General features: G+C 72.2%; 13 protein-coding genes. 11 read left to right on the top strand and 2 right to left on the bottom strand.

Annotation, left to right across the window (positions count from 1 at the left end):
* The first annotated feature begins 225 nt into the window (after positions 1-225).
* From CWC38_RS00810 to CWC38_RS00795, 4 genes are all read left to right on the top strand, one after another.
* Positions 226-879, top strand: coding sequence for an ATP-dependent Clp protease proteolytic subunit (locus CWC38_RS00810; protein WP_121844961.1), 654 nt, complete (start codon positions 226-228; stop codon positions 877-879).
* A gap of 50 nt (positions 880-929) precedes the next feature.
* Positions 930-1,592, top strand: coding sequence for an ATP-dependent Clp protease proteolytic subunit (locus tag CWC38_RS00805; protein ID WP_121844960.1), 663 nt, complete (start codon positions 930-932; stop codon positions 1,590-1,592).
* A 145-nt stretch (positions 1,593-1,737) separates the two neighbouring features.
* A complete protein-coding gene (gene clpX / locus CWC38_RS00800; RefSeq protein ID WP_121844959.1) occupies positions 1,738-3,033 on the top strand; it encodes an ATP-dependent Clp protease ATP-binding subunit ClpX in 1,296 nt (431 codons plus the stop codon).
* Positions 3,034-3,063: 30 nt separating this feature from the next.
* Positions 3,064-3,666, top strand: coding sequence for a mycothiol-dependent nitroreductase Rv2466c family protein (locus CWC38_RS00795; protein WP_121844958.1), 603 nt, complete (start codon positions 3,064-3,066; stop codon positions 3,664-3,666).
* Positions 3,667-3,789: 123 nt separating this feature from the next.
* On the opposite strand, the gene CWC38_RS00790 is transcribed toward CWC38_RS00795, so the two are convergent.
* Together CWC38_RS00790 and valS are read right to left on the bottom strand one after the other, a co-directional pair.
* On the bottom strand, positions 3,790-4,770 hold the full coding sequence (locus tag CWC38_RS00790; protein ID WP_165860309.1) for an alpha/beta fold hydrolase: 981 nt from the start codon (positions 4,768-4,770) through the stop codon (positions 3,790-3,792).
* Between the two features lie 171 nt (positions 4,771-4,941).
* A complete protein-coding gene (gene valS / locus CWC38_RS00785) occupies positions 4,942-7,593 on the bottom strand; it encodes a valine--tRNA ligase (protein WP_121844956.1) in 2,652 nt (883 codons plus the stop codon).
* 176 nt (positions 7,594-7,769) lie between these two features.
* Between valS and CWC38_RS00780 the strand changes: the two genes are divergently transcribed.
* The 7 genes from CWC38_RS00780 to CWC38_RS00750 all read left to right on the top strand — a co-directional run.
* Positions 7,770-8,570 carry an SDR family oxidoreductase gene (locus tag CWC38_RS00780; RefSeq protein WP_121844955.1) on the top strand — a complete coding sequence of 267 codons (801 nt, stop codon included), beginning with the start codon at positions 7,770-7,772 and terminating at the stop codon, positions 8,568-8,570.
* 121 nt (positions 8,571-8,691) lie between these two features.
* Positions 8,692-9,756, top strand: coding sequence for an ABC transporter substrate-binding protein (locus CWC38_RS00775; RefSeq protein WP_121844954.1), 1,065 nt, complete (start codon positions 8,692-8,694; stop codon positions 9,754-9,756).
* Between the two features lie 5 nt (positions 9,757-9,761).
* The gene (locus CWC38_RS00770; RefSeq protein WP_121844953.1) at positions 9,762-10,856 is read left to right on the top strand and encodes a FecCD family ABC transporter permease; all 1,095 of its coding nucleotides are present in this window, start codon (positions 9,762-9,764) and stop codon (positions 10,854-10,856) included.
* Positions 10,853-11,923 (top strand): FecCD family ABC transporter permease, encoded by a 1,071-nt coding sequence (locus tag CWC38_RS00765; protein WP_121844952.1) that lies wholly within the window; start codon positions 10,853-10,855, stop codon positions 11,921-11,923. Before CWC38_RS00770 ends, CWC38_RS00765 begins: the two co-directional genes overlap by 4 nt.
* A 113-nt stretch (positions 11,924-12,036) precedes the next feature.
* Positions 12,037-12,960: an ABC transporter ATP-binding protein gene (locus CWC38_RS00760; protein ID WP_424321737.1), complete on the top strand. Its 924-nt coding sequence runs from the start codon at positions 12,037-12,039 to the stop codon at positions 12,958-12,960.
* A complete protein-coding gene (locus CWC38_RS00755; protein ID WP_121844950.1) occupies positions 12,957-13,994 on the top strand; it encodes a siderophore-interacting protein in 1,038 nt (345 codons plus the stop codon). Before CWC38_RS00760 ends, CWC38_RS00755 begins: the two co-directional genes overlap by 4 nt.
* A 114-nt stretch (positions 13,995-14,108) precedes the next feature.
* Positions 14,109-14,672: precorrin-2 dehydrogenase/sirohydrochlorin ferrochelatase family protein (locus CWC38_RS00750; RefSeq protein WP_133306224.1), on the top strand; the 564-nt coding region annotated here is incomplete at its 3' end.

Here is a 14,672-nt window from a genome sequence, read left to right as displayed (position 1 = left end):
TCCGCCCCGGCGGAGCACGCGTGAGACGACGCCGCGGCCGCCCCTTCCCGGGGTGCGGCCGCGGCGTTTCGTCGTCCCCGGCCCACCATGCGCCACCAGCGAACAGCACGGGCTGACGGGGGTGCGCGGACGGGGCGAGCACTACGCTTCTGAGTCAGGAAATGTACGTGGGTCCGGGCTCGCGCCGCGAGCCGCTGCGACCCTTCCAGAAGAAAGAGGGCATTCATGACCTCCACTCCCATTCAGCCGTACGGTGCCGCGCCGGCCACTCCGCGCATGGAGGACATGGCACCGGGCGGGCAGGACGACTACGTCTACAACCGCCTCCTCAAGGAGCGCATCATCTGGCTGGGCTCCGAGGTGAAGGACACCAACGCCAACCTCATCTGCTCCCAGATGCTGCTGCTCTCCGCCGAGGACCCCGAGGCGGACATCTTCCTCTACATCAACTCCCCGGGCGGTTCCGTGACCGCGGGCATGGCCATCTACGACACCATGCAGCTGATCCCGAACGACGTGGTGACCGTGGCCACCGGCCTGGCGGCCTCCATGGGGCAGTTCCTGCTCTCCTCCGGAACCCCGGGCAAGCGCTACGCCACCCCGAACGCCCGGATCCTCATGCACCAGCCCTCGGGCGGCATGGGCGGCACGGCCTCGGACATCCGCGTGCAGGCGGAGCTGATCCTCTCCATGAAGCAGCGCCTCGCGGAGCTCACCGCCGAGCAGACCGGCCAGACGCTCGAGACCATCCTGCGCGACAACGACCGCGACAACTGGTTCGACGCCCAGCGCGCCCTGGAGTACGGCTTCTTCGACCACATCGCACAGTCCGCCAGTGGCGTGACCGGCGGCGGCGGGACGATGAAGGACTCGCAGTAGCCACGGCCCGCACCTGCAGGCACCACTCACAGACTTCTCAGGACGGATCAATGAACTTGCCCCACGCCACTGCACCGCAGCTGCCCTCCAGCCGCTACGTGATTCCCGACTTCGAGGAACGCACCCCGTACGGCTACCGGCGGCAGAACCCGTACACCAAGCTGTTCGAGGACCGCATCATCTTCCTGGGCGTCCAGGTGGACGACACCTCCGCGGACGACATCATGGCCCAGCTGCTCGTGCTCGAGTCCCAGGACCCGGACCGGGACATCACCATGTACATCAACTCCCCGGGCGGTTCCTTCACGGCCATGACGGCCATCTACGACACCATGCAGTACATCCGCCCGGAGATCCAGACCGTGTGCCTGGGCCAGGCGGCGTCGGCCGCGTCCGTGCTGCTCGCGGGCGGCACCCCGGGCAAGCGCCTGGCGCTGCCCAACGCGCGCGTGCTGATCCACCAGCCCGCCATGGAGGGCCAGGGCGGCGGCCAGGCCTCGGACATCGAGATCCAGGCCAACGAGATCATGCGCATGCGCACGTGGCTCGAGGAGACCATGGCGCTGCACACGGACAAGCCCGCCGAGCAGATCAACCGCGACATCGAGCGCGACAAGATCCTCACCGCGGCCGAGGCCAAGGACTACGGCATCATCGACCAGGTCCTGGACTCCCGCAAGATCAACAAGCCCGCCACGGTCACCCAGGCCTGAGCGGACACGAGCACTACGCGCGCGGCCACGCCCCACCACCCCGGTGGGCCGTGGCCGCGCGCGTGCCCACGAGGATTCGGCGTGCCGCGAGCCGCTCGCCTAGAGTGGTCCCAGCACCCGCCACGACGAACTGTGAGGCTGACACATGGCGCGCATCGGAGAGAGCGTTGACCTGCTCAAATGCTCCTTCTGTGGCAAGAGCCAGAAGCAGGTGCGCAAGCTGATCGCGGGCCCCCGGGTCTACATCTGCGACGAGTGCATCGAGCTGTGCAACGAGATCATCGAGGAGGAGCTCACCGAGGTCGCGGAGACGGACCAGACGGAGCTTCCCCGCCCGCAGCAGATCTACGACCACCTCCAGGAGTACGTGATCGGCCAGGAGCCCGCCAAGCGGGCGCTGGCGGTGGCGGTCTACAACCACTACAAGCGCATCCGCGCGGGCGTCTCCGGGCACACGCTGTCCCTGGCCGGTGCCGAGGGGGACGAGGAGGCCATCGAGGTCGCCAAGTCCAACATCCTGCTGGTGGGCCCCACCGGCTCCGGCAAGACCTACCTCGCGCAGTCGCTCGCCAAGAAGCTGGACGTGCCGTTCGCGGTGGCGGACGCCACGTCCCTGACGGAAGCGGGGTACGTCGGTGAAGACGTGGAGAACATTCTTCTCAAACTCATCCAGGCCGCTGATTTCGATCTCAAGAAGGCGGAGCAGGGGATTATTTACATCGACGAGATCGACAAGATTTCGCGTAAGTCGGAGAACCCCTCGATCACGCGCGACGTATCGGGCGAAGGGGTCCAGCAGGCGCTCCTGAAGATCCTGGAGGGCACGGTGGCGTCCGTGCCGCCGCAGGGCGGCCGCAAGCACCCGCAGCAGGAGTTCCTGCACCTGGACACCACCAACGTGCTGTTCATCGTGGCGGGAGCGTTCGCGGGTCTCGAGGAGATCGTGCAGCAGCGCACGGGCAAGAAGGGCATCGGCTTCGGAGCGCCCATCAAGGACACCAGCGAGGTGGACATCGCCGGGCAGGTCCAGCCCGAGGATCTGCTCAAGTTCGGCCTCATCCCCGAGTTCATCGGCCGCCTGCCCGTGGTGACCACGCTGTCCAAGCTGTCCGTGGCGGACATGGTGCGGATCCTCACCGAGCCCCGCAACGCCCTGGTCAAGCAGTACCGCAAGCTCTTCCAGCTGGACGGCGTGGAGCTCACGTTCGACCCCCAGGCCCTGGAGGCCATTGCCGAGCTCGCGCTAGAGCGCGGCACGGGTGCCCGCGGTCTGCGCGCGATCCTCGAGGACATCCTCATGCCCGTGATGTTCGACCTGCCGGGCCGGGACGACATCGCCGCGGTGCTCGTCACCGAGGACGCCGTGACGAAGCTCGCTGACCCCGAAATCTTCACGCACGAGATGATCGAGGCCGAGCGGCGTCGTCACAAGTCCGCGTGAGGCCGTAGCGAACGCACGAAAGGACCTCTCATGGCAGAGAAGCAGCACGTCGACTTCTGGTTCGACCCCCTGTGCCCGTGGGCATGGATGACTTCCCGCTGGATGGAGGAGGTCGTGCGCGTCCGTGACGTGGAGGTGGACTGGAAGATCATCTCCCTGGGCATCCTCAACGAGGACAACCCGGACAACCACCACCACGGCCACGAGGAGTCCATGTGGCTCGTGCGCGTGGTGGAGGCCGCCGCGCAGCAGCACGGGGACGAGTACCGCAAGAAGCTCTACGACGCGATGGGCACGCGCCGCCACCCCGGCGGCGTGGAGGACCTGGAGCAGATCATCACCGAGTCCCTCGCGGAGGTCGGCCTGCCCGCAGACCTCGCGGCGGCCAAGGACTCCACGGAGTACGACGCCGCCCTGCGCGCCTCCACGGACGAGGCACGGGCCGTCGCGGGCCGGGACATCGGCACCCCGTGCATTGCCGTGAACGGCGTGGGCTTCTTCGGTCCCGTGTTCACTCCCGCGCCCAAGGGCGAGGAGGCCGGCCAGGTCTGGGACGGTGCGCTCGCACTGGCGTCCTACCCCGGGTTCTACGAGCTCAAGCGCGGCCGCGAGAAGGGCCCGGACTTCAGCTGACCCTCCCGGTGTGGCCGGTACGTCTCACGGCGCCCCGCCCCAGGGCAGCGGAAACCCCGCCCCGGTGCTCCCTCGAAAGCGCCCGGGCGGGGTTTCGTCGTGGGTGGAGCCGCCGCCCTGCCGTCATCTCCCGGCGGGGCAGTCCGCGCCGCCGCAGCCGCTGCCGGGATCACGGGTGAAGGTGTCGGTGAGGGCCACCACGGCGTCGGCGAAGGCCTGCGGCTGCGCGTTCATGACGTTGTGGGCGGCGCCCGGGATGATCCGCTCGGCCGGGTGCCCGAGCCTGTCCCGGGTGTCCTGCAGGGAACCGCCGGAGCGCTCGTCCTCCGCGCCCCAGATGATGGCGCGGGGAACGGCGATCGCGCGGGTCTGCTCCGGTTCCAGGTGCAGGATGCCGCTGCGTCCTGCCGAGCCCAGCAGCGCGTGCTCCATCGAGCCCTGGGTCATCGGGCGCAGCCAGGCGCGGGCCAGGTCGGCCCCGGCCTCGCCGTCGAAGGCGGTGCAGGCCGAGCCGCAGGAGCGCGCCAGCGCCGAACGGTCCAGCCAGGTCCACCGGGTGACGATCCGGTAGACGCTCGTGGTGTGGGGCAGCCGGGCGATCCGTGCGCGCCAGGTGCCATCACCCAGGTGGAGGTCCTGGGCGTCGCCGTCCGCGAAGACCACGCCGCCCACCAGCTCCGGGTGCCACAGGGCGGTGCCGCCCGCCACCGCTGCTCCCAGCGAGTGACCGACGACCACGGGGCGCCGCAGGCCCAGGGAACGGATGGTGTCCGCCACGAGGTCCGCCTGGGAGCGCAGGTTCTCGGTGTCCCCGCCGCGGGTGTAGCCGACACCGGGCAGGTCCAGGGCGTACACCTCGCGGCCCTGCGCGGCGATCAGGGGCGCCGTGGCGCGGAACGCGACCGTGGACTCCGCGAACCCCGGCAGCAGGACCACGGGCGCGGCGGCCGCGGAGGTGCTTCCGGCCGGGGCGGCCCAGTGCTCGTAGTGCACGGCGGCCCCGTCCACCTGGGTGTACGCACCCGCGTCGGGGTCGAGGGTCTCGGGCGGGGTGGTCAGGGCGTTGCCCACCACACTCGCCGCGGTCAGCACCAGCAGGGCCACGAGCACCCCGACCACAGCCCGGCGCAGGAGTCGTGTCCAGCGGCCGGGCCGGCGCGATCCCCGGCCGCGGTTCCCCCTCACCGCTGCGGTGGAGGGGGACCCGCCTGACCGGGACGCGGTGGTGCCCCGCGTCGTCGTGGTCGCGGAGCCGCGCCCGGCCGCCACGGTGGATCAGCCCTGCTCGGTCTGCTCCAGGACCACGTCGCTCACCGCGAGCTCGCCCTCGGCGGCCGAGAGCGTGAGGTCCGCGGCATTGCCCGCCGCCATGAGGTCCTCGAGTCCCGCGCGCAGCTGCTCGAGCTGGGCTGCGGGGGCGCAGACCGTGGCGGAGGTGACGGCGGTGCGCTGCTTGACCTTGGCCTCGGACTTGGACTTGCGCAGCCCGGACAGCGCCTCGCCCACGACGGTGAGGACCTCCGGGTCGCCCTGTTCGGCGAGTGCCGCCCAGCCGTCCGTGACGGGCCAGGTGGCGTGGTGCACCGAGCCGGTGCGCCACCAGGACCACACCTCCTCGGTGGCGAAGGGCAGGAACGGCGCGAACAGCCGCAGCACGGTGTCCAGCGTGGTGGCCAGCGCGGCGTGCACGGATGCCTGGGCCGCCTCGCCGCGAGAGCCGTACGCGCGGTCCTTGACGAGCTCCACGTAGTCGTCCGTGAACGTCCAGAAGAAGGACTCGATCAGCTGCAGAGCGCGGGCGTACTCGTACTCGCGGAACGCGGCGGTGGCGCGCTCCACCACGGTGGCCAGCTGGGCGAGCAGCGCACGGTCCAGGTCGTTGCCGACCACGGACGCGTCCATCCCAGACCCCAGCACCGAGGCCTCGGTGACGCCCTGGGCCAGCACGAACTTGGAGGCGTTGAGCAGCTTGATGGCCAGGCGGCGCCCGATCTTCATCTGCCCCTCGTCGTACGCGGTGTCCGCGCCCAGGCGCGCGGAGGCGGCCCAGTAGCGCACGGCGTCCGCCCCGTACTTCTCCAGCACCTCCGTGGGGACCACCACGTTGCCCTTGGACTTGGACATCTTCTTGCGGTCCGGGTCCAGGATCCACCCGGACAGCGCCGTGTTCGTCCACGGCACGGTGCCCGCCAGGGTCTCGGCGCGGACCACCGTGGAGAACAGCCACGTGCGGATGATGTCGTGGCCCTGCGGGCGCAGGTCCATGGGGAACGTCTTGGCGTGCAGGTCCTCGTCCACGCCCCAGCCCGTGGCGATCTGCGGAGTCAGGGAGGACGTGGCCCACGTGTCCAGCACGTCCGGGTCCGCCATGAACCCGCCCGGCTGGTCCCGCTGCTCCTCGGTGTAGCCCGGGGCGGTGTCCGCGGCGGGGTCCACCGGCAGCTGCTCGGGGGAGGGCAGCACGGGGTGCTCGTAGTCCGGCTCGCCGGAGGCGTCCAGCGGGTACCAGACCGGGAAGGGCACACCGAAGAAGCGCTGGCGCGAGATCAGCCAGTCCCCGTTGAGGCCCTCGATCCAGTTCTCGTAGCGCGAGCGCATGAACGAGGGGTGCCAGGACATCTCCCGGCCGCGCTGGATCAGCACGTCACGGCGCTCGGCGTCCCGGCCGCCGTTGCGGATGTACCACTGGCGGGAGGTGACCACCTCGAGGGGCTTGTCGCCCTTCTCGTAGAAGTTCACGGGGTGCATGATCTTCTTCGGCTCGCCGTCCAGGTCCCCGGACTCGCGCAGCATCTCGACCACGGCCTGCTGCGCGGAGAACACCGTCTTGCCGGCCACCTCCGCGTAGCGCTCGGCGGGGGCGCCGTCCGCGATCCACTCGGGCTGCTCGGCCTGGAAGCGGCCGTCACGTCCGATCAGGGCCCGGGTGGGCAGGTCCAGCTCACGCCACCAGGTGACGTCCGTGAGGTCGCCGAACGTGCAGATCATGGCGATGCCCGAGCCCTTGTCCGGCTTGGCCAGCGGGTGGGCGCGCACCTCCACCTCCACGTCGAACAGGGGCGAGCGCACCGTGGTGCCGAACAGGTGCTGGTAGCGCTCGTCGTCCGGGTGGGCCACCAGGGCCACGCACGCGGGCAGCAGCTCGGGGCGGGTGGTCTCGATGAAGACCTTCTCGCCGTCCGGGCGGTGGAACGAGACGCGGTGGTAGGCGCCCTCGCGCTCGCGGTCCTCCAGCTCGGCCTGGGCCACGGCGGTGCGGAAGGTCACGTCCCACATGGTGGGGGCCTCGGCCATGTAGGCGTTGCCGGCCTCGTAGTCCTTCAGGAACGCGAGCTGCGAGACCTTGCGGGAGTGGGCGTCGATGGTGCGGTAGGTGCGGTTCCAGTCCACGGACAGGCCCAGGGTGGAGAACAGGTGCTCGAAGACCTTCTCGTCCTCCACGGCGAGCTCTTCGCACAGCTCGATGAAGTTCTGGCGGGAGACCACGTCCCAGTCCCGCTGGTTCTTGGCGGGCTTCTCCGGCGGCCGGTAGCCCTCGACGTACGGCCTGCCCGGCTCGCAGCGCACGCCGTAGTAGTTCTGCACGCGGCGCTCGGTGGGTAGGCCGTTGTCGTCCCAGCCCAGCGGGTAGAACACGTTCTTGCCGCTCATGCGCTGGTAGCGCGCGATCACGTCCGTCTGCGTGTAGGAGAACATGTGTCCCACGTGCAGGGAGCCGGACGCCGTGGGCGGGGGAGTGTCGATCGAGTACACGGACTCCCGGTCCGTGTCCTCGCGGAACGCGTAGGTCCCGTTCTCGCGCCACAGGGTGGCGTACTTCTCCTCCAGGCCCTCCAGGGCGGGCTTCTCGGGAACGGTCACCGCGGCGGGGGTCGCTGCGTGGTCAGGGGTCTCGGGCGTGTCTGTACCCGTCGTCTCATGTGCCATGCCGCCAGTCTCTCACGAGCGTTTCCGCCCGCTCCAACCGCCGTACGACGACGCCGCCCGCTCGCCTGCGCGCCTCCGGGAGCGACCCGCGCGGGGTGGCCGGGGGCGTGGAGGCCGCGATGGGCTGGGTCCGCGGAACCAGCCCGGGCGGCGTCGTGCTCCGTAGACTCGCTGCCATGACTCAGAACACAGCATCGAGGTATCCCGCGCCGCACGCCCTGGGCGCGGGGAAGGTGGCGGTGGTCTCCGGGGCCTCCACGGGAATCGGGGAGGCCACGGTGCGGCGGCTGCGCGCGAGCGGGTGGACCGTGTACGCCGTGGCCCGCCGGGCCGAGCGGCTCGCGGCGCTCGCCGAGCAGACGGGCGCGGTGCCCGTGCCCACGGACGTGACCGTGCAGGAGCAGGTGGACGCGCTGCGGGACCGGGTGCTCGCGGAGCAGGGGACCGTGGACGCGGTGCTCAACATCTCCGGCGGGGCGCGCGGCACGGACTCCGTGCTGGACGCGGACGTGACCGGCTGGCAGTGGATGTACGAGGTGAACGTGCTGGGCACCCTGCGCGTGACCCGCGCGTTCCTCCCGGCCCTGCGCGCGAACGGGGAGGGCACCGTGCTGAACCTCACGTCCCTGGCCGCGTGGCGCGCGTACGAGGGCGGCGCGGGGTACAACGCCGCCAAGCACGCCGAGCGCGCGATGACCGAGGCGCTGCGGCTGGAGGAGGCCGAGCACAACGTGCGGGTGGTCGAGATCGCTCCGGGTCTCGTGCACACCCCGGAGTTCTCGCTCAACCGGCTGGGCGGGGACGAGGACCGGGCCGAGCAGGTCTACGCGGGGGTCGAGAAGCCGCTCACGGGCGAGGACGTGGCCGAGGTGTGCGCGTTCGCGGTGGAGCTGCCGCACCACGTGGACATCGACACGCTCACCCTCAAGCCCGTGGCCCAGGCCGCCGCGCACAAGGTGATTCGCACCACGTCCTGAGCGTGCGGACTGCGCGCCCCGGCGGAGAGCGGGGCCGGGGACCGGAAGCCCGCTTGCGACCGGCCGTTCGGGTGAATTAGGTTAGGCAAGCCTTATCAAATTCCCCGCCCGAGGAGAGCCCATGTCCCGCGACTCGTCCCAGCCCCGCCCGCGTCAGCTCGACCGCCGCACCCTGCTCGGCTCCGGCCTCGCCCTCGCGTCCCTCGTGGGGCTCACGGCCTGCTCCACCGGTTCCCGGGACGGCGGCGGCTCCGGCAGCACCGCGGGTGCCACGGCCTCCTCGGCCCCCACCGACACCTTCCCCGTGACGGTGAAGCACGCCCTGGGCTCCACCACCGTGGAGAAGGCCCCCGAGCGCGTGGTGTGCGTGGGTGCCAGCAACACCCAGGACTTCGTGGCCGCACTCGGCGTGGTCCCCGTGGGCATGACCAAGGTCGCGTGGGGCGGCAACGACAAGGGCTCCACGGACTGGTTCGACGCCAAGGTCTCCGAGCTGGGCGGGCAGAGCCCCCAGACCATGGACGAGTCGGACGGGATCAACTTCACGGACCTCGCCCAGCTCAGCCCGGACCTGATCATCGCGGTGAACTCCGGGGTGACCAAGGAGGAGTACGGGCGGCTCACCAAGATCGCCCCCGTGGTGGCCTACCCCACGGGCCCGTGGGTCAACTCGTGGCAGGACATGCAGCGGCTCACCGCCCAGGCCCTGGGGCGCGCACAGGCCGGAGAGGACCTCGTGTCCCAGACCGAGAAGCTCATCCGCGAGCGCTCCGAGGACCTGGGCGGCGCCCAGGGCAAGACCTTCATCTACGGGGACGTCACCCAGTCCCTGGGCTTCTACGGCCCTTCGGACGGGCGCCCCCGCTTCCTCACCGAGCTGGGTCTGAGCCTGGCCCCGGTGGTGAAGGAGAACATCTCGGAGAAGGAGTTCTGGCGCGAGTGGCCCAAGGAGCGCGCGGACGAGCTGCACAGCGACCTGTTCGTGGCCGCCGCGGAGGACGACGCCCAGGCCGAGACGTTCCGCACCGACTCCGTGCTCAAGACCATTCCCGCGATCGCGGCCGGCCACGGGCTGTTCCTCACGAGCAAGCAGGACGTGCTCTCGGGCTACTCGTCCTCCCCGCTGTCCCTGCCGCACGCCCTGGACACCCACGTCCCGGCGATCAAGAACGCGCTGGGGGCCTAGCCTCCGTGGCCCCGAGCAGCACCCTCGCGCGCGCCGACGCCCCGAGCCCCGTCCGCACGGACCACTTCGCCCGTGCGGGGCGCCCGGGGCGTCGGGCCGTGCCGTGGCTCGTGCTCGGCGTGCTGCTCGTGCTCTCGGTGCTCCTCTCGGTCTCGTGCGGCTCCCGCCCGATCGACCTCGGGAGCACGTGGCGGGTGGTGCCGAGCGTGTTCGGGGGTGACCCGGGCTCCGTTCCGGGCGTTCCCGCGCTCGACGGCGCCGTGGTGGAGTCCCGCGTGTGGCGCACCGCCGCCGGGCTGCTCACCGGGACCGCGCTCGCGGTTGCGGGGGCCCTGCTGCAGGGGGCCACGCGCAATCCGCTGGGGGACCCCGGGATCCTGGGGCTGACCGCGGGTGCCGCGTTCGCGGTGGTGCTCGGTGGGGCCGCATTCGGGCTCTCAGGGGTCACGCACCAGCTGTGGCTCGCGGCCCTCGGCTCCGCCGTGGCCATGGTCGCGATCTACGCCCTGGCCGCCGCGGCGCGCGGCGGGGCCCGGCCCGTGACCCTCGCGCTCACGGGTGCGGCCGTCTCCGCCGGGCTCACGGCGCTCACGAGCGCGATCCTGCTGAGCCACCAGGCCACCTTCGACACGTTCCGCCGCTGGCAGGTGGGGGAGCTGACCCGCCCGGACGGCACCTTCCTCGTCGCGGCAACCCCCGTGATTCTCGTCGGCCTCGTGCTGGGATGCTCGCTGGCCCGCTCCCTGGACACCCTCGTGCTCGGCGACGCGCTGGGCCGCGGCCTCGGCACCCACCCCGCCCTGACGCGCTCGCTCGCCGGGGTGGCCGTGGTGCTGCTCGCCGGGACCTCCACCGCACTCGTGGGCCCGCTCGTGTTCTGCGGCCTGCTGGTGCCACACGCGGTGCGCGTGCTCGTGGGCGTCTCCTACCGCAGGGTGCTCCCGGCATGTCTGTTTGCGGGCCCGTTCATCGTGCTGGTCTCGGACGTCGTTGCCCGGGTGCTCGTGCCGGACCGCGAGATCCAGGTGGGGATCGCCCTCGTCGTCATCGGCGCGCCCGCACTCGTGGCTGTGCTGCGCGGGAAGACGGTGAGCGCATGAGCGCCCCCACTGTCCCGGCCCCTCTCACTCCGGCGGCACCGTCCACCGGGACGCTCGCCGCTGTGCAGGCGGGCCGCACCCGGTCACGACGCCGCACGCGCCGCCTCACGCTCGGACTGCTCGCTGTGCTGCTCGTGGCCGCCTTCGCCCGGGTGGCACTGGGCAAGTACGTGGTGGCTGTGCCGGACCTGCTCGCGGTCCTGGCCCACGACTACACCGGACCCGCCGACTACATCGTGTGGCAGATCACCCTGCCGCGCACCGTGCTGGGGATCCTCACCGGCATGGCGTTCGGCCTCGCGGGCCACCTGTTCCAGCGCGTGCTGCGCAACCCCCTGGCGTCACCGGACATCATGGGCGTCTCCTCCGGGGCGGGGCTCGGCGCCGTGGTGGCCATCACCGTCTTCGGCCTCTCCGGGCCGGCCGTGACGCTGAGCTCCCTCGTGGGCGGGATCGGCCTCATGGCCGCGGTGGTGCTCGCGGCGGGCGGCACGCACGCCAACATCGGCAAGCTCGTGCTCACCGGAGTGGCCGGCGGCGCGCTCACCGGTGGCGCCATCAACGCCGTGCTCACGCGCGCGGACATCTACGCCGCGCAGGACGCCATGCAGTGGCTCACCGGCTCCCTGAACGCCGCCTCCTGGGAGGACATCGCCCGCGTGGCGGTGTGCCTGCTCGTGCTGCTGCCCGTGTGCGCGTGGCTCGCCCCGTCCGTGGACGCCCTCGGCACCGGGGACGCGCTCGCGGCCGGTCTGGGCGTGAGGGTGCAGGGCGTGCGGATCACCGCCCTCGCGCTCGCCGTGGTGCTCGTGGCCGTGGCGGCCTCCACCGTGGGCCCCGTGGCGTTCGTCTCGTTCATGGCCGCGCCCATTGCCCGGGGGCTGGGCGGGGGAGCGGGCCACGCCCACCACGCCGCCCTCGTGGGCGCGGTGCTCATGGTGGTCTCGGACTACGTGGCGGCCGAGGCCATTCCGGACCTCGCCCTGCCCGTGGGCGTGGTCACCGCCGCGGCGGGAGCGCCCGTGCTGCTGTGGCTGCTCATCGGACGCGGAAAGGCGGAGGCATGACCACCGACGACAAGGACCGGGACACCGTGACCGAGAACTCCCCACGCACCACCGCGACCCCGCACGCACCGGACGGTCCCGCGCGGGCCGGGTGGGCGGCGTCGTCGCCCGAGATGTCCGTGCGGCACCTGGAGGTGGGCTACGGCGGGGCCCCCGTGCTGCGGGACGTGAGCGTCACGTTCCCGGCGGGGCGGGTCACCGCGCTCGTGGGCGCGAACGGCTGCGGGAAGTCCACGCTGCTCAAGACCTGCGCGCGGCAGCTCACTCCAGCCTCCGGTGAGGTCCTGGTGGGGGGAGAGGACGTGCGCGGCTGGCACCGCACGCGCTTCGCCCGCACCGTGGGCTTCCTGCCGCAGGACCCGGTGGCACCGGAGGGCGTGAGCGTGCGGGAGCTCGTCTCCCGGGGCCGCCACCCCCACCGCGGGGCGTTCGGCCGCTGGCGCGCCCAGGACGACGCCGCCGTGGCCGAGGCGCTCGAGCTCACCGGCCTGCGCGAGCTGGTGGACCGGCAGGTCACCGACCTCTCCGGCGGGCAGCGCCAGCGCGTGTGGATCGCGCTCGCCCTGGCCCAGCAGACGGACGTGCTGCTGCTGGACGAGCCCACCACCTACCTGGACATCGCCCGGCAGGTGGAGATCCTGGACATCCTGGGGCAGCTGCAGCGTGCGCGGGGGATCACCCTGGTGATGGTGCTGCACGAGCTGTCCCTGGCCGCGCGCTGCGCGGACGTGCTCGTGGCCCTCAAGGACGGGGTGGTGGTGGCCCAGGGCACCGCCGCCGAGGTGATGACCGACGCCACGGTGGGCCACGTGTTCGACATGCGCGCCCGCGTGCTGCACGACCGCGTGACCGACGCGCGCGTGGTCATCCCCCTCTCCACGGGCGCTGCGCGCCCCGGCGCATCGGACGGATCCCCGGTGGCGTCGCAGCCCGGACCCGTGCCGGTGCCCTCCGCCCCGTGCGCCGACGCACCCCCGGGGCGGACCCCGGAAGCACCGTCCCCCATCCGAGCCGACGACCACGAGGTGTCCTCATGACCCAGCTGGCGTGCGTGAACGCCACGGTGACAGCGCGCGAGATGCTCAGCGAGCACCTGGTGCGGGTGCGTGTGGCGGGAGAGGCCCTGCGGGAGCTGCCGTGGGGCGCCCAGGGCCCCGGTCCGCGCGCGGACTCCTACATCAAGGTGCTGATCCCGCCCACCCGCGGCGGCTCCGTGGCCGTGGACGTCTCCGACATGGCCCGGTGGCGCCGCGAGTTCATGGCCGCCCCGCCCGAGAGCTCCGGCTGGATGCGCACGTACACCGTGCGCGACGCCGCCACAGTGGACCTCGCGGGGACCACCGTCCCCGAGCTGGCCATCGACGTGGTGCTCCACGAGGACCCCGAGCACGGGATGGGCCCGGGAGCCGCGTGGGGAGACACCGTGCGGGAGGGGGACACCGCCCAGCTGCTCGTGCCCGCTGGGGACGGATCGTGGTGGGCCGCGTGGGACGAGCGCCGTGCGGCCGGCCAGGACGTGGTGGTCGCCGGGGACGAGACCGCGCTTCCCGCGATCTCCGCGATCGTGGACGGCATCGAGCAGGGGGTGCGGGTCAACCACCCCGCGGACACCCCCTACGTTCCCCCGCGCACCGTCACGGTGGCCGTGGAGGTCCCCGCTGAGGGCGACGCCGTGGCGGCCGCCGGTCCGCGCGCGCTGGCCCGTGCGGCGTCGTCCGCGGACGGCACCGAGCTGGACGTGGTCCTGGAGGGCGGCACCGAGCTGCGCTGGACGTGGCTGCCGCGCGGGGCGCGCGACCGCAACCTGGAGCTGGAGCTGTGGCTGTGGGAGCGGCTCTCGGAGCACGCCCGCAGGCACTGGGCCGCGGGGCACACCGAGCTGTCCTGGTGGCAGGACGAGAGCGAGTTCGTGTGGAACACGGCGCGCTCCGAGGGGCGGGGCACCTACTGGTTCCTGGCCGCGGAGTCCTCCGCCGTGAAGTCCATGCGCCGGATGTGCGTGAGCGGCGGGGTGCCCAAGACGGACATCTCCTTCATGGGCTACTGGAAGCAGGGCACCGCCACCGAGTGAGGCACCGCCGCGGGCCCGTGTGACGCCCGTGTGACAGCCCGGGCAGTGTGAGCGGGGACCGTGCGTAGCATGGCGTGTTCCCGTTCCCACCGCTGCGCCAGGAGAGCCCCGCCCATGACCTACCCCCTCGGACTGAACCTGTCCGGCCGGAGAGTGCTCGTGGTGGGTGGCGGGCCCGTGGCGGCCCGGCGGGTGCCCCCGCTGCTCGCGGAGGGCGCGGCCGTGGAGCTGGTGGCCCCGCGGGTGGAGCCGGGACTGGCCGAGCTGGCGGAGTCCGGGGCCCTCGTGTGGCACCGGCGCGGGTTCCTCCCGGAGGACGTCACCGGTGCGTGGCTCGTGCTCGCCCACACCGACTCTGCCGAGGTGCAGGGGCTCGTGCATCGCACGGCGGAGGAGCAGCGGGTCTTCTGCGTCGCGGGCGGCGACGCCGCGGGGTCCAGCGCGTGGGTCCCGGGTGTGGCTCGCGCGCACGGGGTCACCGTGGCGGTCAACGCGGGTGCGGACCCCCGGCGGGCGAAGGCCGTCACCGCGTGGCTGGCCGCGCGGCTGGAGACGGGGGAGATCCCCGTGGCCCCGCAGCGCCCCGGCGTCCCCGGCGCCGAGAGCGTGCAGGCTCCCGGCACGGTGGCCCTCGTGGGCGGTGGGCCGGGCGATCCCGGTCTGCTCACGGTGCGGGGG

The organism is Kocuria tytonicola (genome assembly GCF_003687455.1).
Taxonomy (GTDB): Bacteria; Actinomycetota; Actinomycetes; order Actinomycetales; family Micrococcaceae; genus Kocuria; species Kocuria tytonicola.
The sequence above is the reverse complement of the archived record's forward strand: the minus strand, read 5'-3'. Positions and strand labels throughout refer to the sequence as shown.

Bases quoted from the DNA above. Each gene is read 5' to 3' on its own strand.
- clpX (WP_121844959.1), top strand. From the start codon at position 1,738: ATGGCGCGCATCGGAGAGAGCGTTGACCTGCTCAAATGCTCCTTCTGT.
- CWC38_RS00775 (WP_121844954.1), top strand. From the start codon at position 8,692: ATGTCCCGCGACTCGTCCCAGCCCCGCCCGCGTCAGCTCGACCGCCGC.
- CWC38_RS00805 (WP_121844960.1), top strand. From the start codon at position 930: ATGAACTTGCCCCACGCCACTGCACCGCAGCTGCCCTCCAGCCGCTAC.
- CWC38_RS00755 (WP_121844950.1), top strand. From the start codon at position 12,957: ATGACCCAGCTGGCGTGCGTGAACGCCACGGTGACAGCGCGCGAGATG.
- CWC38_RS00810 (WP_121844961.1), top strand. From the start codon at position 226: ATGACCTCCACTCCCATTCAGCCGTACGGTGCCGCGCCGGCCACTCCG.
- CWC38_RS00780 (WP_121844955.1), top strand. From the start codon at position 7,770: ATGACTCAGAACACAGCATCGAGGTATCCCGCGCCGCACGCCCTGGGC.
- CWC38_RS00765 (WP_121844952.1), top strand. From the start codon at position 10,853: ATGAGCGCCCCCACTGTCCCGGCCCCTCTCACTCCGGCGGCACCGTCC.
- valS (WP_121844956.1), bottom strand. From the start codon at position 7,593: ATGGCACATGAGACGACGGGTACAGACACGCCCGAGACCCCTGACCAC.
- CWC38_RS00795 (WP_121844958.1), top strand. From the start codon at position 3,064: ATGGCAGAGAAGCAGCACGTCGACTTCTGGTTCGACCCCCTGTGCCCG.
- CWC38_RS00760 (WP_424321737.1), top strand. From the start codon at position 12,037: ATGTCCGTGCGGCACCTGGAGGTGGGCTACGGCGGGGCCCCCGTGCTG.